This window comes from Enterobacter sp. Lyrl_3, from assembly GCF_051948675.1.
Lineage (GTDB): Bacteria > Pseudomonadota > Gammaproteobacteria > Enterobacterales > Enterobacteriaceae > Enterobacter > Enterobacter cloacae.
On the sequence record NZ_JAYJLI010000010.1, the window covers coordinates 89,757 to 107,863 of the forward strand.

Annotated in this window: 20 protein-coding genes; 8 read left to right on the top strand and 12 right to left on the bottom strand. The window is 53.1% G+C overall.

Features of this window, described 5'->3' with window-relative positions:
- Positions 1-422 precede the first annotated feature (422 nt).
- On the top strand, positions 423-734 hold the full coding sequence (locus tag VF709_RS17415) for a hypothetical protein (protein ID WP_047024828.1): 312 nt from the start codon (positions 423-425) through the stop codon (positions 732-734).
- Here the strand turns inward: VF709_RS17415 and VF709_RS17420 are convergent.
- Entirely contained in the window at positions 731-1,531 is an 801-nt protein-coding gene (locus VF709_RS17420; protein ID WP_149896694.1) for a DUF4225 domain-containing protein, read from the bottom strand. The genes VF709_RS17415 and VF709_RS17420 overlap by 4 nt on opposite strands.
- A 198-nt stretch (positions 1,532-1,729) precedes the next feature.
- Between VF709_RS17420 and chrA the strand changes: the two genes are divergently transcribed.
- The 3 genes from chrA (at position 1,730) to VF709_RS17435 (ending at position 4,102) form a co-directional block, all read left to right on the top strand.
- Positions 1,730-3,097 (top strand): chromate efflux transporter, encoded by a 1,368-nt coding sequence (gene chrA / locus VF709_RS17425; protein ID WP_149896693.1) that lies wholly within the window; start codon positions 1,730-1,732, stop codon positions 3,095-3,097.
- Positions 3,098-3,207: 110 nt separating this feature from the next.
- Positions 3,208-3,651 (top strand): PACE efflux transporter, encoded by a 444-nt coding sequence (locus tag VF709_RS17430; RefSeq protein WP_013096588.1) that lies wholly within the window; start codon positions 3,208-3,210, stop codon positions 3,649-3,651.
- Between the two features lie 31 nt (positions 3,652-3,682).
- Entirely contained in the window at positions 3,683-4,102 is a 420-nt protein-coding gene (locus VF709_RS17435) for a DUF4354 family protein (protein WP_058661529.1), read from the top strand.
- A gap of 52 nt (positions 4,103-4,154) precedes the next feature.
- Here VF709_RS17435 and VF709_RS17440 read toward each other — a convergent pair whose 3' ends face one another.
- Positions 4,155-5,771 carry a mechanosensitive ion channel family protein gene (locus VF709_RS17440; RefSeq protein WP_440232061.1) on the bottom strand — a complete coding sequence of 539 codons (1,617 nt, stop codon included), beginning with the start codon at positions 5,769-5,771 and terminating at the stop codon, positions 4,155-4,157.
- A gap of 227 nt (positions 5,772-5,998) precedes the next feature.
- On the opposite strand from VF709_RS17440, the gene VF709_RS17445 reads away from it, so the two are divergent.
- Complete coding sequence (locus VF709_RS17445; RefSeq protein ID WP_440232063.1) at positions 5,999-6,361, top strand: NUDIX hydrolase; 363 nt, start codon at positions 5,999-6,001, stop codon at positions 6,359-6,361.
- 44 nt (positions 6,362-6,405) lie between these two features.
- Here the strand turns inward: VF709_RS17445 and VF709_RS17450 are convergent, their stop codons facing one another.
- Positions 6,406-7,173 carry a DeoR/GlpR family DNA-binding transcription regulator gene (locus tag VF709_RS17450; RefSeq protein ID WP_149896691.1) on the bottom strand — a complete coding sequence of 256 codons (768 nt, stop codon included), beginning with the start codon at positions 7,171-7,173 and terminating at the stop codon, positions 6,406-6,408.
- Between the two features lie 86 nt (positions 7,174-7,259).
- On the opposite strand from VF709_RS17450, the gene VF709_RS17455 reads away from it, so the two are divergent.
- A complete protein-coding gene (locus VF709_RS17455) occupies positions 7,260-7,844 on the top strand; it encodes an NUDIX domain-containing protein (RefSeq protein ID WP_020688643.1) in 585 nt (194 codons plus the stop codon).
- A gap of 83 nt (positions 7,845-7,927) precedes the next feature.
- Positions 7,928-8,686: a trans-aconitate 2-methyltransferase gene (gene tam, locus VF709_RS17460; RefSeq protein WP_149896689.1), complete on the top strand. Its 759-nt coding sequence runs from the start codon at positions 7,928-7,930 to the stop codon at positions 8,684-8,686.
- A 6-nt stretch (positions 8,687-8,692) separates the two neighbouring features.
- Here the strand turns inward: tam and VF709_RS17465 are convergent, their stop codons facing one another.
- From VF709_RS17465 to VF709_RS17495, 7 genes are all read right to left on the bottom strand, one after another.
- Positions 8,693-9,883: a cytochrome c biogenesis protein/redoxin gene (locus tag VF709_RS17465; protein ID WP_149896688.1), complete on the bottom strand. Its 1,191-nt coding sequence runs from the start codon at positions 9,881-9,883 to the stop codon at positions 8,693-8,695.
- A gap of 137 nt (positions 9,884-10,020) precedes the next feature.
- The gene (locus VF709_RS17470) at positions 10,021-11,316 is read right to left on the bottom strand and encodes a sensor histidine kinase (RefSeq protein WP_149896687.1); all 1,296 of its coding nucleotides are present in this window, start codon (positions 11,314-11,316) and stop codon (positions 10,021-10,023) included.
- Positions 11,313-12,053: a response regulator gene (locus tag VF709_RS17475; protein ID WP_020688639.1), complete on the bottom strand. Its 741-nt coding sequence runs from the start codon at positions 12,051-12,053 to the stop codon at positions 11,313-11,315. The genes VF709_RS17470 and VF709_RS17475 overlap by 4 nt, the downstream gene beginning before the upstream one ends.
- Before the next feature lie 44 nt (positions 12,054-12,097).
- On the bottom strand, positions 12,098-13,093 hold the full coding sequence (locus tag VF709_RS17480) for an alpha/beta fold hydrolase (protein ID WP_013096598.1): 996 nt from the start codon (positions 13,091-13,093) through the stop codon (positions 12,098-12,100).
- A 145-nt stretch (positions 13,094-13,238) separates the two neighbouring features.
- Complete coding sequence (locus VF709_RS17485) at positions 13,239-13,679, bottom strand: GNAT family N-acetyltransferase (RefSeq protein WP_038980697.1); 441 nt, start codon at positions 13,677-13,679, stop codon at positions 13,239-13,241.
- 12 nt (positions 13,680-13,691) lie between these two features.
- Positions 13,692-14,162, bottom strand: a complete 471-nt coding sequence (locus VF709_RS17490; protein WP_020688637.1) for a GNAT family N-acetyltransferase — start codon at positions 14,160-14,162, stop codon at positions 13,692-13,694.
- Positions 14,163-14,171: 9 nt separating this feature from the next.
- On the bottom strand, positions 14,172-14,759 hold the full coding sequence (locus tag VF709_RS17495; protein WP_149896739.1) for a hypothetical protein: 588 nt from the start codon (positions 14,757-14,759) through the stop codon (positions 14,172-14,174).
- A gap of 134 nt (positions 14,760-14,893) precedes the next feature.
- Here VF709_RS17495 and VF709_RS17500 point away from each other — a divergent pair, with 134 nt between their 5' ends.
- The gene (locus tag VF709_RS17500) at positions 14,894-15,442 is read left to right on the top strand and encodes a GNAT family N-acetyltransferase (RefSeq protein WP_130626112.1); all 549 of its coding nucleotides are present in this window, start codon (positions 14,894-14,896) and stop codon (positions 15,440-15,442) included.
- Here VF709_RS17500 and VF709_RS17505 read toward each other — a convergent pair.
- Both VF709_RS17505 and VF709_RS17510 read right to left on the bottom strand, forming a co-directional pair.
- Positions 15,430-16,344 (bottom strand): bestrophin family protein, encoded by a 915-nt coding sequence (locus VF709_RS17505; protein WP_440232068.1) that lies wholly within the window; start codon positions 16,342-16,344, stop codon positions 15,430-15,432. The genes VF709_RS17500 and VF709_RS17505 overlap by 13 nt on opposite strands.
- Before the next feature lie 197 nt (positions 16,345-16,541).
- Positions 16,542-17,993, bottom strand: a complete 1,452-nt coding sequence (locus VF709_RS17510) for a tagaturonate reductase (RefSeq protein WP_149896686.1) — start codon at positions 17,991-17,993, stop codon at positions 16,542-16,544.
- Positions 17,994-18,107 lie beyond the last annotated feature (114 nt).

The following is an 18,107-nucleotide window of genomic DNA, read 5'->3' on the forward strand; positions in this document are numbered from 1 at the left end:
TACAGCTTCAGTGAGTGCGCTGAAAAGATGATATGGGGCGACATCGTCGATTACCACTTTGCATGCAACTTTTGCGGTACCCAGTTCGTCCTGGGGGCAGAAACGTACCATGGAAGTGGAGGGTACTGGTCGCCAGAGTTTGAAAAGCCTTCCGACATCATTGACTGATTATGATGTGAGAGCAGAGGCTGAGGCACAGGATATGATTTATGGATTTATCGCATTTAACATAATATACATTATGCGCACCAACATTGAATCTGGGAGAATTGAGCTTTTCATGGCCGTCATTAGCCGTCATTTCCTCTGCCTATTCATAGTTGTTGTAAGATCATTTACGCGTTTCCTACAGATCACTATCCACTTGGCTAAATGGTTGATAGTATTCATTACGAGAAGAGATTACCGCTCAGGGAGAAAACATGGCGATAACCGAAGAAAAACTTCTGGCTTCTGGATTTACATCCTCGGACCTGCAGAAGCTGCGTAAGTACATAATAAAAGATGCCCTTTCTCTGGATATGGTGATATCCGACTTGTCCAGACGTTTTAACGCAGCATTGTTGTTGACCATATTGCTTGCTGCTGTTTACCTCATAGTACTTACCATAGCGTCCAGAGAAAATGTTATATCCACAGGTGTTGCTATGTTGATCGCTTTGTTCATCATTTGGTTTTTCCAGCCACCGCTTCTTTCCTATAAGGCATGGAAATTTAAAAAGAAAATCCGCTAAGAGTTCGTCTCAGTTGCTAACAGATCAAAAATGATTTTTGCTTTGAGTCCATACCCTACAATTTTCATCGTCAACATTGGGCGACTCATTGAACTGACTTTTCTGTAATAATCTTGTGGTACATAGTGAAAAAGTCGCCATGCATCTGGTTTTCTCATTAGCCCAAACACACCATAGATGTTCGCGGCCAGACTGACACCATTATATAAAGCTAACCCTGTATTCCCGCGAAATCCTAAAAACTGAGCCGCCGCGATCGCACCATCAGCAAAAACACCCTTAGAATTTTCCTTTTCTAAAAGCTGATTGTTTATTTCCCTGGAAATCCCGTTCAGACCGTCCATAACTAACGTAGCTCCGGCGAGCATCCCTACAGGTGTCATAGTGCCAAAAAGAGCCACTCCGCCAACGATTTCAAAACCTGATAACACTACACTAACAGCGCTGATTACATATCCGACAATTTCATTATTCTCCTTCACAAATTCAATCTTTGCGTAAATTTGTGCGGCCCTGGTGCGTATTAATCTGTCCTGTTCCAGTAAGTTTGCCGTCTCTGTACGTAATATCTCTGTTGAGTGCGTATAAGATTCAATCGTTTTAAGTCTACGAGCTGCTGCCAACTGCTGAGAGATAAGATCGCGGATTTCTTTCACAAATCTGAGGCGCGTCAGGCCATCCTTGAGGTGTGTTGATGAGATTATATTGGCGATATTCACTAATCTGCGGGCTTCGCGATCAAGCGCCATTTCTGACCACGCTACACTTTTTTGTCCAGGGGGGACGGCGATATACATGGATAATCCTTATCGATGAGCAATTTTTTGTACCGTATCGAACCTGATATCGATATACAAGGGGTGAGTTTGTGAAACGTACAATATGCAACATATATCGAATTTGCTGATTCAGCCATCATCACTCATCTTTCATAAATATGGCATATGCTTAGCGGATCCTTCTCTCAGCAGAATTCAAAACAGGTTCAGAAACTCATGAACAGCAATCTGCCTCCGGTCGACGACGAACCGGGCGTTCCACCTCCGCATGTCAGTTTCCGTGAAGCCTTTTTATTCTGGCTGAAGCTGGGATTCATCAGCTTTGGCGGGCCGGCTGGTCAAATTTCGATAATGCATCAGGAGCTGGTTGAAAACCGACGCTGGATATCCGAACAGCGCTTTTTGCATGCACTGAATTACTGTATGGTGCTTCCGGGCCCGGAGGCGCAACAACTGGCGACCTATATTGGCTGGCTGATGCACCGCACCTGGGGCGGCGTGGTTGCCGGGACACTGTTTGTGCTCCCTTCCCTTTTTATCCTTATTGTCCTGTCGTGGATTTACGTGGCGTATGGCCATTTGTCTGTCGTGGCCGGTCTCTTTTACGGCATAAAACCGGCAATTACGGCGATTGTTGTGCAGGCTGCACACCGTATCGGTTCGCGGGCGCTGCGTAACCGCACGCAGTGGGCAATCGCTGCCGCCGCGTTTGTCGCCATTTTCGCCCTCAATGTCCCTTTTCCCGTTATTGTCCTGTCAGCCGCAATGATGGGTTATGTAGGTGGGCGCCTTTTCCCCGACCATTTTGGTCAGGGTAACGCCCATGATGCCAGCCGAAAATCCTACGGTGCTGCCATTATTGATGACCATACGCCAGCGGCTCCGCATACGGTTTTCAAATGGTCACGCTTGACCCTGATTATCATTGCCGGTGTTTTTTTATGGGCAACGCCAATGGCGATGCTCTATCTGAGCCTTGGCTGGATGCACCCGTTTACCCAGATGGGCTGGTTCTTTACCAAGGCGGCGCTGCTGACCTTTGGGGGTGCCTATGCGGTACTGCCTTATATCTACCAGGGCGCGGTTGGTCATTATCAGTGGCTCACGCCAACGCAGATGATTGATGGTCTGGCTCTGGGCGAAACCACGCCGGGGCCGCTTATCATGATTGTGGCATTTGTGGGATTTGTTGGTGGCTATGTGAATATGGCATATGGCCCGGATCAGCTTTTCCTGGCAGGTGCTGTAGCGGCCGTGCTGGCGACCTGGTTTACGTTTCTGCCATCGTTTCTGTTTATTCTGGCCGGTGGGCCTTTTATTGAAACGACGCACAACAATATTAATTTTACCGCGCCACTCACCGCAATTACCGCAGCGGTGGTTGGCGTGATCCTGAATCTGGCACTCTTTTTTGGCTACCACGTGCTCTGGCCACAGGGTTTTGATGGCAAAATGGACTGGATAGCAGCGGTCATTGCACTTGCTGCCGCTATCGCACTTTTCCGGTTCAAATATAAAGTCACACATGTAATTGCCGCATGTGCGGTAATCGGGTTGATTTTACATCTTTTCCTCAGAACATAGAGCAAGGCCCCGAATAACCGGGGCCTGACAGCCATTCTAACCTTCACGTTTAAAGAAAGTTGAAGCACGTCTGATATACTTCAGTTTTTTTAAAAAGCCGTACTAAGTAAATGGAAATTGAACTGGATAAAAGTTTTAAAGAACGCGTTTTGCATGCGGTTCTTTTCGAAGTGACGGCCAATGTCATCATTGCGCTGTCACTTGCGTGGCTGATGAACGTGTCGGTGCTTCAGTCGGGTTCGTTGTCCGTGATATCTGCACTTGCCGCCACGGCATGGAATTTTGTGTTTAATAAATTCTTTGACGCCTTGCAGAAAAAATATGCGTTTCAACGAACATTTCTCGTGCGTGCAATCCATGCTGTCTGCTTTGAAACAGGACTTATCATTACATTAATTCCTGTCGCGATGGTAATGCTGAATTTAACAGTCACGGAGGCATTTTTTGTCGAGATCGGTCTGGTACTGTTTTTTCTGCCATACACGATGCTCTTTAACTGGCTTTATGACTACCTGCGTTGGACATTTGTTGGGCGGAAACGGTCCGCCATTTAGCGGCTCTGTATTTTAACAGGAGGAAGGAAAAATGCGTTGTAACTTAATTAAAGCAGTATGTCTTACTTTAGCGGTTTCTGCAGCCGGAACTGCCCTGGCAGCTCAGAAAGCGTCTCAGGGCGGTATTACTCTTTTTGCTGAAAGGCAATCCCAGGGAAGTCAATGGGATAGCACAACTGGCGAAGCGCAGTACATGGTCAGCTACAAGGTGACACTGAATAACGCGTCTGATAAAAGTATTGAGCCGGGCAAAGACAATAAAATGTGTTTCTTCCTGTTTGATAAAAACGGCAAATCATTTATGAGTACCGGTATCGAACTGGAGATGCTGAAAAAATACAAGCCGATGGATAACCGTACGGGAATGGTGTATTTCAGCAGTTCGAACCCTGACGTTTTGAATATGCCATTTGTCCGTTTCGGCATTGGACAGGATTGCACAAAAGGATGATGGCCGCCTGACGGCCATAATATCGAGGCGGTCTGTCATGCACCGGACTGATTCATGATGGCTTTTGTGCGGGTTTCTCTGCCGGTGCTGCGAACCAGTTTTCTTCCGCGACGACGACCGCACCTTCCGGCTGCATCACGAAGTTTGGCGACATAATCTGCACGTTGAACTCGTTGAAAACGTCCTGAATGTTACTGTGGAGTTCATTGCGGGCCTCAGCAAGCGACTGTCCGGGCTGCAATTTTACCTGCAGCTCATAGGCAATGTACCAGTCCATCAGCCCCAGCTGACGCACCAGGGGCTGCTGCGAAGGGTCAACACATTTAGACCGTCTGGCCGCCATCTCCAGCATGGCATGAACCTGTCGCCACGGTGTGTCATAGCCAATCGTCACGCCAATCGTCAGGTTCACGCCGCCGTCAGGATTCTGTACGCTCAGATTGGTGATTTTTCCGCTCACCACCACCGCATTGGGTACGGTCACAACATAGTTCTCGCGGGTGATGATCTTGGTCGCCAGCATGCCTATCTCCGTGACCAGCCCTTCGTTATCCGCCACCCGTATAACGTCTCCTTTCCTCAACGCTCGTGAGTAGATCAGTACCAGTCCGCTCATCGCATGGTTCATCACGCCTGCCGAACCCAGGGTAAGCATCAGGCCAAAGAAGACGCTAATGCCTTTAAACGCCAGCGAATTCGCTCTCGGTAAAAACGGATAGGCCGCAGAGAGGGCAAATAACCACACCACGACAGAAATCAGTTTACGCGTAGCTCCCACGGTTTCAGGGTGAATGCCCGGCAGCTGCAGGCGCCCTGCTTCCACCTGATTTAACAACACCTTCAGGAGCTTCAGAATAAAGGCGGTAATCACAAAGATGATCAGGACAATCATTATTCCCGGCATGGCCGAGACAATCGACAGCGCAATATCCCGCAGCACGCGCATGGTCCAGTCGCCTAACGATGCACCCCAGACGCGTGTCCAGGGGAACAAGCTGAACGCCCAACTCAGCCAGAGATACAATCCGAGAATGCCCAGTAAAATCATCAGCAAAGCATACAAACGAGCCTCAATTGCGCCGACAAACTTACGCCAGCTCTGCGGGATGACGCTGCGGTTTTCAAGAATGCGGCGACGGCAGACATTGCGAACCCAGCGCCACGACCGCCACGCCCCGTACCAGAAAAGAGACAGAACCAGCAGCCCGACGACCGTTTTCCCGGCGGAGAGCGCCAGCCAGCCGGTGTCATATTGATCGCGAAGCGCCGTACGTTGCGCCTCCATCCGCGCCAGCACGCGCTGAGCGGCCTGGTCGAGAGTCAAATCGTCCCCCTCATCCAGGTCCGCCTGCGTAAGCAATAAAACAGGCTTATTGTTCATGACAATCAGCCTTCCCTGCTGGTTGTAACGGGTGACGGGAACAATTTTCAGCGGCTCACGTACGTCCTGCTGCGTGAAATTGCGCAGGGTATGGCGAATACGTAACACGCGTTCTTCAGGCGTCGTGAGACCAAATTTGGCCTGCAACATCACAATCGGTTGATGAAAAATATAAACGGTTCGGGCCCGCTCCTGCTCAGTAGGCTCCTGGCGTGGCTCGGCGGCGACGCCAGTAAATGAGATGACCGAGAGCACGCAGGATAATAATGCGAGCAGGACCTTATTCATTTCCACCCCCTGAAACGCAACTTATTGTTATTTTTCAATTGCCCCAGAGAATGGCGAGTCTCTGCATGTTGAGCATAGACCAGCGTCGCGCTTATGCAACATCACCATTATGCATGATACTGCTTGTATTTGCACGATGGTGCCTATTAAGATACATTTCAGAGCTGAAAACCGATACTTCAATTATTAACGTGCAAATTCATGCACCATCACGCAACGAGGTATGTATGACACAACAGTTGATTTTAATAGCGGGCCCCTGGCGCAGCGGGACTGATGGCGACCAGGCCAAAATGGATGAAAACCTTGCCCGTCTGGAAAACGCAGCATTAGCCGTATATCAGCGTGGCCACGTTCCGGTGATTGGTGAATGGCTTGCGCTACCGCTGGCAAAGGCCGCTGGTTCATCGTCCATTGGGGATGAAATCAGTGAAGCGATGCTCTATCCCGTTGCACACCGGCTCATTGGGAAATGCGACGCGATTTATCGTATTGCCGGTGCGTCTAAGGGAGCTGATATGGATATCGAGGTTGCCCGTAAGCTCGGGCTGAACGTTTACACCTCGTTAGAAAGCATCCCTCTGGCCTGAGGACGCGCCTGAACCTGCCTGCTGATCACAGGCAGGTTCAAGGGTTATTCTGGATCTGAGGTCGTCACCACGGAGACACCCTTCTCCTTCACCGCGCTAATCCAGGCGCGATCGGTATCATCTTCCACGACAATCGTATTGGCCAGCGATAGTTCGCCAATCACAAACGATGACGCGGTGTTAATTTTTTCTGGCGATGCCAGGACCACTGTCTCGGCGGCCCTGCAGGAAAATGCACGTTTGATGCACGCCTCTTCGAAGTCGCCGGTGGTAAGCCCCGCTTCTGGATGGATGCCGGTAACCCCCATGAAGAACAGATCCGCATGGATATTGTCGATGCCTTCAATGGCCGCTGCGCCTACCGTCACGATGGAGTGTTTGTACAGACGTCCTCCGATCAGGATCACTTCAATCGAAGGATGCTCGACGAGCCCAAGGGCGATGCTCGGGCTGTGTGTGACCACGGTAATGCGTAAATCCGCCGGTAAATACGCGATCAGTTCCGACGTAGTTGTGCCGCCGTCGACAATAACCACCTGCCCAGGGGAAATGAGCTTTGCGCCTTTGCGGGCCACATTTTTTTTCGCGTCCATCTTCACCGATTTACGCTCGGCAAACGGCACAGTGGCCGACGAGGCCGGCAGCGCACCGCCATGGACACGCTGCAAACGCCCTTCCGCCGCCAGTTCGCGGAGATCACGACGAATGGTGTCTTCTGACACCGCGAAATGTGCGCTGAGCGCTTTAGACTGGACCTGGCCTTCAGCGGCAAGCTTCTCGAGGATTAATTGTTTTCGCTGACTGGTGAGCATTGTGGATTCCTGATATTGCACGTTTTATCTTGAATGTGCATGATAATGCTGTTTATGACGATCACTCTACGTAAGGAGCAGCAAACGTGCAATCGAAACGTGCAGATGTGCGCATCATTGAAAATGAAACCCTGTCGGATAACTGGTACATCCTGAAAAAGTACACCTTTGAGCTGCAGCGACGCGACGGCGAATGGCAGCGGCAAAGCCGCGAAGTGTATGACCGGGGAAACGGGGCCACGATACTGCTCTATAACCGTGATAAAAGAACGGTGATCCTGACGCGCCAGTTCCGCTTTCCGGTCTTTATCAATGGCCATGAGGACGACCTTATCGAGGCCGCTGCCGGACTGCTGGATAACATGGATCCCGAAAGCCGCATCAAGGCGGAAGCGGAAGAAGAGACCGGATATCGTGTCTCCCGTGTTGAGAAAGTCTTTGAAGCCTACATGAGCCCAGGCTCCGTCACGGAAAAACTCTATTTTTATATCGCAGAGTATCACCCGCAGGATCGGGCCAGCGCGGGCGGCGGCATCAAGTCAGAGGGAGAAGATATCGACGTGCTGGAAATGCCGCTGGATGAGGCCTTGCGCGGTATTGATACCGGCAGGATTGTCGACGGCAAAACGATCATGCTGCTTTACCATATCGCGCTGAAAGGCGTTCTGTAGTCACTGCGTCGGTCGAGACCTGCCCCAGTGCGGGTCTCTGCCTGTGCTATTCTTGCTGATGAATTCAACACGGAGAGGCAAAAATGGCCGACTGGAACCCTTCGCTTTATCTGCAATACGGTGCCGAACGCACGCGCCCTGCTGCTGAACTGCTCGCCAGAATTCCACTGGATGAGGTGTCCACCATCGTTGATTTAGGCTGCGGACCGGGAAACAGCACCGCGCTGTTGAAGCATCGCTGGCCTTCTGCCCACATCACCGGTGTTGATAACTCACCGGCGATGCTCGAAGAGGCGCGCCAGGCGTTGCCCGATTGCCACTTTGTTGAGGCCGATATTCGCCAGTACAAGCCAGGCCAACCGCTGAGCCTGCTTTATGCGAATGCCTCGCTACAGTGGATCCCTGACCATTACGAGCTCCTGCCGCATCTGGTTTCGCTGCTGAAGCTAAACGGCGTGCTGGCGATCCAGATGCCTGATAACTGGCTTGAACCGACACACGTCTCGATGCGCGAAGTGGCTGTTGAACAAGGTTATCCGAATCGAGGCCGTGAACCTCTGCCCGGTGTCCATGCGTATTACGATATTCTGACGGAGGCAGGCTGCGACGTGGATATCTGGCGCACGACCTACTTCCATAAAATGGGATCGCATCAGGCGATTATTGACTGGGTCAGCGCCACGGGGCTGCGTCCGTGGTTACAGGAGTTGAATGAAAGCGAGCAGAAGCAGTTCCTGCAACGCTACCATGAACTACTGGAAGAGCAGTATCCGCTTCAGGAAAACGGGCAGATACTGCTGGCATTTCCACGCTTGTTTATCGTTGCTCAACGTCAGCCATAAGTCGGCTCAGGAGCGAGCCTCTTTCAGCAACTGCTGAATGACTTTTTCCTGCTGTTCGTAATTGCCCTCGCCAAAGGAGGTGTAGCGCAGCTGCCCTTTGGCATCGAAATAGTAGTGTGCGGGCCAGTACTGATTCCCGAAGGCGTTCCAGATCTTATAGTTATTATCCGTGACCACCCGATACGGGAGCTGCCATTTCGTCACCGCTTTTTGTACCGAGGCGAGCGGTTTTTCCCACGGGTATTCCGGCGTATGCACACCTATTACCACCAGACCCTGCGCCTCGTACTTTTTGGCCCAGTCGCGAACGTGCGGGAGCGTATGCTGACAGTTGATGCAGTCCCATGTCCAGAAATCAATCAATACTACCTTCCCCCGCAGAGAGTCAGACGTGACAGGGTCACCATTTACCCATCCTGTTCCGCCGCTTAAGGAGGGTAACTGGCTGCTGGGTTCGGTCATCACCACCGGCTGAAGCTTCACCGGTGCCGTTGCGGGTTTCGCCAGCGTCAGGAGCGAATTCTCCAGACGGTCTGCGACCCCGTTGGCGCCTTTCAGAACGGACGTCATCCCGGTGGCGTTAAACGCAACGGTCGCTAACATGACCACGCCCGCCCCCTTGCGTAACCTTTCCATCAATGCCGATCTGGCACGCAGGGGTGCCATTAGCGCGCGACCACCGATAACCAGCAGCCCCAGCATCAGCGCGCATCCGCTGCCGTAAGCGGCCAGCAGTGCCCCCGTGGCAATGGCGGAGTGACCGGCAATATTCAGGCTGAAGATGGCACCCAGAATCGGTCCGGCGCACGGCGACCAGAGCAACCCAACGGCCAGCCCGCCCAGAAACGCGGAGAGAGTACCGCGCGTCTGTCCGCTGCGTGTGTTGAGTAGATTACCTGCGCTGACGGCCGGTCCGGCAATACGCTGGGCGAATGTCGGGAAAATAAGAGCCAGCGCGGCTATTGCCAGTACAACCAGTGCGACCCAGCGCCCTGCTATCGTCGCCTGGGCGATCCAGTTGCTGGCGGCGGTAGCCACCAGTGCCACGAGGGTGAACATTACAATCATCCCCGCGAGCAACGCCAGAATATGCCGTCGTTGCCCCTGGAACCCGGCAAACAACAGTGGAATAACCGGGAGTGTGCATGGGCTGAGCAGGCTTATCATCCCGCCCAGAAAAGCGATTATCAGAAACATAGTGACCTCACATTAGAGATGCCCTGCGAAGCTGCAGTGAGGTTATTTCACCGTGTTGATATGTTCAGTATGTGTGCAAATCAGCGCGAATTGTCTGTGCGCGTATCATGAAGGCTGTCCGATACAAAACCGTACAATTACCCGCGCGGCAGCGTAATCGAAACGTCCAGCCCACCCTCGGCGTGGTTCGCCAGATGCAATTTCCCGCCTAACTGCGCAGTCAACTGGGCGGCGATGGCCAGCCCTAATCCGGTGCCCCCGGTGTCGCGGTTTCGTGAGGTTTCCACCCGATAAAACGGCTGCAATACTGCCTCCAGTTCGGCGTCCGGTATCCCCGGTCCGCCATCGTGAATGGCGATCGTGACATGACGGGCATCTGAATGAATCGTAATGACGGCATAGTCGCCAAATTTCAGCGCATTATCCAGCAGATTGGTCATCACCCGGCGTAGCGCCTGCGGACGCGTGACCACGGGCAGACGGGCATCGGTTGCCTGAAGCTGCACGTTTTTCCCGATGTCCTGGTAATCACTGGCGATGCTGTTTATCCAGGCATTCAACTCCAGCTTGAGCGAGGTCTCTTCCAGAGATTCTGATGACCGGGCATACGCTATTCCTTCCCGCACCAGGCGCGTCATATTATCCAGGTCGTTGAGCAACTTGTCCCGTAGCTCCGGCTGGTCCGCCATTTCGACGCGCAACTTCATGCGCGTTATCGGGGTCTGAAGGTCGTGCGATACGGAGGCCAGGATCTGCGCGCGCTCGCGCAGGTAAGACTGGATACGCGCCTGCATCGCATTAAAGGCGTGCGCGGCCCGTTGCACCTCGACCGGCCCTGCCTCGGTCATTGGCGAGCTTGCTGCCGGGTCGAGGGAATCCACCGCCCGGGTAAACTGAGAAAAGGGTCGAATAACCTGACGCACGGCAATCCATGAGCAGAACGCCAGAAGCAGTAGCTGCAACACAAGCACTACAGGCAGCCAGCTGGCGACCGGAGGCATTCGGGGGATAAGGTCAATGGTTAGCGGCGAACCATCGCTCAGCGTAAGGTGGGCCTGAATATGGGAAACCGGCCCCGGTACGGCAGTAAACGTCAGTGGCCAGGTTGCCGACAGCGCCTCTGTCAGGGTGCGGATGGCATCCTGCGAGCGTTTGTCATGCGGTGCGGGCCCCGGTTCACCGGTGCCCAGAATGTAGCGATAGTTCCCCCGCGCCAGTCGTTCCAGCCAGGCTGGACGCTCCCTTGCGGGAAGCCGGTCGAGGATGGCCACACTGGTGGAAACGTCATATTCCAGGTTGCCGAGCATCACCGTGCGGGCGCTGCGCATCCGCTCAAGCATGACCAGCGTGAGGCTGAGCGCGTTGGCCAGCAGGAGCCCCAGCATCACGATGATCAGCAGTCGCGTCAGTAACGAGCGTGGCCAGAGCCTCATTCATTGGCCTCTTTGATGATCACCGGCATGGTAAAAACGTACCCTTCGCTGCGAACGGTCTTGATGTAGGCCGGCGTGCGGGCATCTTCATTCAGTCGCTGACGAACCCGACTGACCAGAAGATCAATCGAGCGCTCAAAGAGTTCAGCATCTCGCCCCTGGGTCAGGTTAAGCAACTGATCGCGGCTCAGCACACGCTGAGGATGGTCAAGGAACACGCGCAGAAGTCGGTATTCCGCCCCGCTGAGTGCCACAATCATCCCCTCGCTGTCGATCAGGTGACGAGCAACGGTGTCCAGTTGCCAGTCGCCGAACATCACCAGGCGCCCGGCCTCGGTCACCTGCAGATTGGGTGGCATGGTACGAAAACGGCGCAAAATGGCTTTGATACGCGCCAGCAGTTCGCGCGCAACAAAGGGCTTCACGACATAGTCATCGGCCCCCATTTCCAGCCCCAGGATCCGGTCTGTCTCTTCGTTGCGCGCGGTCAGCATTAGGATCGGCAGATCTTTATGTTTACCGCTGCGCAGTCCCCGGCAGAGCGTTAATCCGTCATCGCCTGGCATCATCACGTCCAGCACCACCAGATCGACATGCTGTTTATCTAGCACGGCCCGCATCTCTTTGCCGTTTGCCGCGCCAGACGCGCGATAGCCCGACTTGACGAGATAGTCGACAATCAATTCACGAATATCCCTGTCGTCATCGACGACAAGGATATGATCAATATGCTCCACCGGGATCTCCTGACTGAGGGGTAACGTATTGAAAATAGCACATATCACAGCTTATCCGCGTCGATAACCGCCTTGACGAAATCCTGCGGATCTTCCTGCGGCGGGTTGTGCCCCACGGTGGCCCCAAAGGTGCGGTGTTCATATTTACCGGTGAATTTACCGGCATAGGCTTGAGGCGCAGGATGTGGCGCCCCATTGTTGCCGCCTTCGATGGTGATTGTCGGAACGGTGATATTTGGCAATGTCGCCAGCTTTTGTTCGTAGCTGTCGTATTTACGCTCGCCTTTTTCGAGGCCTAAACGCCAGCGATAGTTGCTGAGCGTAACCGCGACGTGATCGGGGTTATCCAGGGATTTTGCGCTGGCGTTAAAGGTCGCATCGGAAAACTTCCAGTCTGGTGAGGCCTGAGACCAGATCAGACGGGCGAAGTCATGGGTATTCTTGGCATAGCCTTCGGCACCGCGTTCTGTTGCGAAATAGAATTGATACCACCACTGCTGCTCTGCTTTTGGCGGCAGCGGCTGTTTACCAATCTGCTGGCTGCTGATGAGATAGCCACTTACCGAAACAAGGGATTTGACGCGTTCAGGCCACAGCGCCGCGACAATGTCCGCCGTACGGGCGCCCCAGTCGTATCCCGCAAAAACAGCCTGCTTAATGTTGAGGGCATCCATCAGGTTAACGATATCTTTCGCCATGGCCGAAGGCTGGCCGTTACGCGGCGTGCTTGCTGACAGGAAGCGCGTGGTGCCGTAGCCGCGCAGCGAAGGCACAATGACCCGGTAGCCTTTTGCCGCCAGCGCGGGTGCGACTTCGGCATAGCTGTGAATATCATAGGGCCAGCCGTGTAACAGAATCACCGGCTGTCCCTCTTTTGGTCCGATATCGACATAGCCGATATTCAGATCGCCAGCGTTAATTTGCTGAGGGTGATCGAAGGCTGCGGCAACATCTTTGCCGGTGACTTCGGCCTGACAGGACATGACGGTGCCAAGAGAAACGGTTAACGCCAGGGTTGAATACGCGAGTTTGCTGAACATGTTGGTATCTCCGGTTAAGAACAGTTGACGGGGATATAACAACACGCGTTTGTATAGCGGATAAGTGCGAAAGGGGGTTTATTGCAATCCTGTGTATGTATCCGGTACGCAGATACAGTGTGATACAAACACAGGTGATTCAGGCTTACAGCGAGAGGCGGTAGCGTACGTAATCGTCAGCTTCGCCGTATTTGTCATAGAGTTTACGCGCCGGGTTGTTCTCCCGGGTGACCCAATACAGTTTCGACCACCCTTCGCGCTTGCCTTCGGCTATCAGGGCATCAATGAGCGCCTTCCCGGCCCCCGCACCGCGTTCGGTGGCATCGACAAACAGATCTTCCAGGTAGCAAACGGGGGCCGTTGACCATGTGCCTTCGTGGAGAATGCACATCGCGAAACCAATGATCTTTTCGTCTTTCTCTACTACGCGGCAGAACATCGGTGAATGCGCTGAGAGCGCCCTTTCCCATGTCGATGCGGTAACCGATTCATCGAGAAAACAATCATAAAAATGGGTATACCCGTCCCATAGCGGTCGCCACTGGGCGTAATCGTCTGCGCTTAAAGGTCTTACCGTGACAGCCATGCGTTCCTCACATTACAAGTTGATCGCCATTTCAAAACAGCGTAAATCAGCGCCCGCCATGCGCGAGTGATGATACTTTTCGCTCAGCGTGACAAACCCCAGCTTCTGGTAAAACGACCGGGCGTTAGGCGTTGCATCGAGCGTCAGGCGGGTTAACCCCCGGCTATGGGCCTCCTGTTTGAGCGCCTCGATAATCCGGGTCGCCATGCCTTTTCCGGATGCCGCCGGCAAGGTGAATATCGCCTCCAGACAGTGGGTATCCAGATCAAGATAGCCAGTTGCCGCAATGTCGCCCTTTTCATCTTCCACCACGTAAAAAGGGTATTCAATGACCATTTGCCGGTAATGCTCCGGCATGTCGTCGGGCGTCCAGCGCGCAATAACGTCCGCGTCGTAACTGGTTTTGCAGCCGTGACGAATCGCCTGATTGCGAATATTCCAGAGTATTTCAGCTTCCTGCGGATGCGCTTTTCGTAACGTCATATCACCTCTTTAATGGCTTTTTAACCGGATTTCACGTGCAACTCTGGCAAGACGCTGAGTGCGACAATAGAGGGTAAACAGCACAAAGCCGCTGCTATTCATTACCATCCGACAAAGTATCAGCGCGAAGGATGCGGTGACCAGTGGCCAAAGGTTTCCGCTATGAGAAAACAGAAGATGCAGAACCTGAACGAGAGTTATGACCAGCAGAATGATGAACACTGCCATAAACCCCAACAATCCTGACGTTACCCCTCGGGCCAGAAGCACGCTGATTACAATGAGCGCGCCTGTCATTATTAATGATGGTACGAAAAAACACAGTGCATGGTGTAAAGGTGACAAACCCTGCAACGCGTTGAGAAAAGGCAGAAGGTTTAACGCAAACGCCACTAAAAAAAGAGGTAACAGCGCCGCTACCGGGTAAGGATTTTGACGCGGAAGCTCGCTGAGGGGGCGAGAAAAATACCCTTCCAGCTCGGGGGTGGAATGATTCAAAACACGGGTATCACGACGAGCAATGGCCTCCTCTATCTCTTTGCCATGCTGCAGGAGATCCTGGAAAACACGTCCGGTTAAAAGAGACCACAAGCGCATTAAAATTTCGCCATTGAAGAAATGATGCCTATTTTTGGTAGGGTATAAACTCAGCACGCCTCAACTGAATGTGATAGAGATGAAAATACCAGAACGCAAACAAAATCATAACGCTTAAATATGGAGATCTGCGGATGACGATACCGACGCTCACGACAGAACGCTTGCTGCTAAAACCGCTGGTTGCCGAAGATGCCGTTCAGATACAAAAGCGCTATCCGCGCTGGGAGATCGTCCGCTATCTGGTCTCTTCCGTGCCCTGGCCCTACCCGGATAACGGCGCGGAAAACTATGTCAACAACGTGGCGCTGCCGGATATGGCGAAAGGGATTGCCTGGTTCTGGAGCATCCGCCGTCGTGAAGCGCCGGACGAACTGATGGGGGTTATCTGCCTGTACGATGTGGAAGATAACAACCGCGGGTTTTGGCTGGCGCCGGAGTTTCAGGGAAAGGGATATATGCGCGAAGCCAGCATTGCGGCAACGGATTACTGGTTTAACACGCTGAACAAACCCGTATTGCGCGCGCCGAAGGCGGCCACCAATAGCCGCTCCCGTCGTATTTCAGACAGTAGCGGCATGCGGCTTATCAGAACGGAAAAAAAAGCGTACGTCAGCGGTATGCTCGATTCTGAGCTGTGGGAAATCACCCGGGACGAGTGGAACGCCCGTCAGGTCAGCTGATAATACTTATCCGGCATCAGCCTTTCCGGAATGTTCTCTTCATCGTTCATCTGCAGCAGATCGCGTTCCATCATGTTGCAGATGGCGTCCAACGGCAGGTCGTTGTCTTCGGTACCAAACAGATCTTCCAGCTCTTCTGCCAGCGTATCCAGCGAAATGAAGGTATACGAAATCAGCGCAGAGACAAACGGCGTCATGTAGTGCAGGTCAACAACCAGCGCGAACGGCAGCATGATGCAGAACAGATAGACCGTACGGTGCAGGATAAGCGTATAAGCAAACGGCACGGGCGTGGTGGCGATGCGCTCGCAGCCTGACAGGACAATCGACATATCGTTGAGACGGTTGTTCAGGCTGTGGAACAGAATATCGGAGAGGTCTCCGTTACGGCGTCTAACGGCCAGCCATTCACCCATGATCAGCAGAATACGGTTCGCCGGGGAATTGGCGGCCATGACGTTGCGTAAATCCTCCGCCGCCAGATAGCGCGCCAGTTGCCCTTCCCCCTTTTCACGACGCAGGGTCATGCGCAGACAATGGGCAAAGGCGATCTGCAGGCGGACGAACTCACCCAGATGTTTATCATCCGGCAAGGTGTTTTTAACCTCGCGAAATAACGAGCGTGCCGCTATCATCAGTTGCCCCCACAGCTGGCGAGCCTCAACGTAGCGCGAATAGCAGGCGTTGTTTCTGAACCCCAGAAAGATAGCGATGGCCACCCCCAGGATGCTGAACGGCGCAACGGTAAATTTAATGCCCAGCGAGGTATACCACGGCAGCATCAGAATAACGGCGATGGATAGCAGGAAGTTAAGTAACAACCGGGTATAGATTTTAGGAAGTACCGAACCGTGCCAGACGAAAATCAGTTGTAGCCAGTGCTGTTTGGGACGAACAATCATAGTCAGCTTCAGGAAAGGAAAGAGCCGCGTTATTAAACGTGATCCCTGTCACGGTTGCAAGCTTGTTAATAACAGATTGCATTTTATCACCTGATAAGCAATAAACCGCACGGTGCTACAGCCTGCTTTACATAAACGAGCCCATAGTATGTTGTAACTAATGAGATATAAAATACCCGGCCGAAGCCGGGCATGGGTTAACAAAGCGGTTTTACTGCGGCCCGCATCCCCTGTTGCAGAATCGCGTCGAGATCGCGCGAAACCTGACCGACAAGACCCTCTACCTGAGTTAAATCCTGCTCCCAGTGCTCAGTAACGCTTAAAACGGAGGCGACCAGCTCGCGGGTGGTGATCTGTTTATCGTGATGCTGCGCCCACAGCTGTTGGTAACGAGCAAGCCAGTGCGCATCATCCTGCACCGGATAGTTCTCCCCGTTACGCTCTGCACGGTAGAACGCGATCAGTGCGGCCAGCGCGAACGTCAGGCGAGCGGGCAACGTGCCAGATGCCCTCACCCCCGCCAACAGCTGCGGCAGAATGCGCGTGCGATACTTGGTCATGCCGTTAAGGGCAATCGACAGCAGCTGATGCTTGATATACGGATTGCGGAAACGACCCGTAACGGCGCTGGCGAAAGAGGCCAGTTCATCACGCGGCAAATCCAGGACCGGAATGATTTCCTCATAGATCGCTTTTTCGATGAATGCGCATATGTCGGCATCATTCATCGCCTCGCCCACCGTATCCAGCCCCGCCTGGAACGCCACCGGCACCAGCGCTGTGTGCGCGCCGTTGAGAATCGCCACTTTGCGCTCCTTGTACGGCTTAATGTCATCCACAATCCGCACGTTTAACGGGAATTTGTCCAGACGCAGTTCGCTGGCCAGGGATTCAGGCCCCTGAATAACAAACAGATAGAAATGTTCAGCGGTATCCAGGAACGCATCGTGATAGCCAAGCCCGGCTTCCAGCGTCGCCGCTTCGTCGCGCGGATACCCCGTTACAATGCGGTCAACTAACGTGGAGCAGAAGCTGTTATGCGCATTCAGCCACTGAATAAATTCCGCTGGCAGTGCCCATGCCTGTGCATAGCGCAGCACCAGTTCGCGCAGCGCTTCGCCGTTATAGTCTATTAGCTCGCACGGAATGATGATCCAGCCTTTGTCCGCTGCGCCGTTAAAATGGCTGAAGCGCTCAAACAGCAGCCGCGTCAGCTTCGCTGGATAGCTCACCGCTGGCGCATCTTCGAAACGATCGCCCGCGTGCCAGCTAATCCCCGCCTCGGTGGTGTTGGAGAAGACAAAACGCATCTCCGGATTGTGCGCCAGTTTCAGAAATTCATCGTACTGGCTGTAGACGCTAATCTCCCGATTCACCGAGCGGATAAGACGCGCTTCGCTGACCGCCTCGCCCTGCTCATTCAGACCCCGAATGATCGTGGTATACAGGCCATCCTGAGTGCTTAATGACGGCGGGAAGTCGCTTTGAATTGGGCGTACGACCACGACGCCGGCATTGAGATCGGTATGTTCGTTTAACAGGTCGATTTGCCAGTCGACAAACGCACGCAGGAAATTGCCCTCGCCAAACTGAATGATTCGTTCGGGGTGGAGAGCACCGGGGAAATCACGACGGTTAAGTGTGTTCACAATGGGGTCCTTTTATGATTAGTCGTACAACCTGATTAAATTGGTATGATAACTTACCAAAGGTTTTCGACCAGAACCCCGCTTTTGATCAATTCATCACGTCATTGAGGGAAA

What these genes read in the sequence shown, in the direction of transcription:
- VF709_RS17415 (WP_047024828.1), top strand. Translation starts at nt 423, where the DNA reads ATGGCGATAACCGAAGAAAAACTTCTGGCTTCTGGATTTACATCCTCG.
- VF709_RS17420 (WP_149896694.1), bottom strand. Translation starts at nt 1,531, where the DNA reads ATGTATATCGCCGTCCCCCCTGGACAAAAAAGTGTAGCGTGGTCAGAA.
- chrA (WP_149896693.1), top strand. Translation starts at nt 1,730, where the DNA reads ATGAACAGCAATCTGCCTCCGGTCGACGACGAACCGGGCGTTCCACCT.
- VF709_RS17430 (WP_013096588.1), top strand. Translation starts at nt 3,208, where the DNA reads ATGGAAATTGAACTGGATAAAAGTTTTAAAGAACGCGTTTTGCATGCG.
- VF709_RS17435 (WP_058661529.1), top strand. Translation starts at nt 3,683, where the DNA reads ATGCGTTGTAACTTAATTAAAGCAGTATGTCTTACTTTAGCGGTTTCT.
- VF709_RS17440 (WP_440232061.1), bottom strand. Translation starts at nt 5,771, where the DNA reads ATGAATAAGGTCCTGCTCGCATTATTATCCTGCGTGCTCTCGGTCATC.
- VF709_RS17445 (WP_440232063.1), top strand. Translation starts at nt 5,999, where the DNA reads ATGACACAACAGTTGATTTTAATAGCGGGCCCCTGGCGCAGCGGGACT.
- VF709_RS17450 (WP_149896691.1), bottom strand. Translation starts at nt 7,173, where the DNA reads ATGCTCACCAGTCAGCGAAAACAATTAATCCTCGAGAAGCTTGCCGCT.
- tam (WP_149896689.1), top strand. Translation starts at nt 7,928, where the DNA reads ATGGCCGACTGGAACCCTTCGCTTTATCTGCAATACGGTGCCGAACGC.
- VF709_RS17465 (WP_149896688.1), bottom strand. Translation starts at nt 9,883, where the DNA reads ATGTTTCTGATAATCGCTTTTCTGGGCGGGATGATAAGCCTGCTCAGC.
- VF709_RS17470 (WP_149896687.1), bottom strand. Translation starts at nt 11,316, where the DNA reads ATGAGGCTCTGGCCACGCTCGTTACTGACGCGACTGCTGATCATCGTG.
- VF709_RS17480 (WP_013096598.1), bottom strand. Translation starts at nt 13,093, where the DNA reads ATGTTCAGCAAACTCGCGTATTCAACCCTGGCGTTAACCGTTTCTCTT.
- VF709_RS17485 (WP_038980697.1), bottom strand. Translation starts at nt 13,679, where the DNA reads ATGGCTGTCACGGTAAGACCTTTAAGCGCAGACGATTACGCCCAGTGG.
- VF709_RS17490 (WP_020688637.1), bottom strand. Translation starts at nt 14,162, where the DNA reads ATGACGTTACGAAAAGCGCATCCGCAGGAAGCTGAAATACTCTGGAAT.
- VF709_RS17495 (WP_149896739.1), bottom strand. Translation starts at nt 14,759, where the DNA reads ATGCGCTTGTGGTCTCTTTTAACCGGACGTGTTTTCCAGGATCTCCTG.
- VF709_RS17500 (WP_130626112.1), top strand. Translation starts at nt 14,894, where the DNA reads ATGACGATACCGACGCTCACGACAGAACGCTTGCTGCTAAAACCGCTG.
- VF709_RS17505 (WP_440232068.1), bottom strand. Translation starts at nt 16,344, where the DNA reads ATGATTGTTCGTCCCAAACAGCACTGGCTACAACTGATTTTCGTCTGG.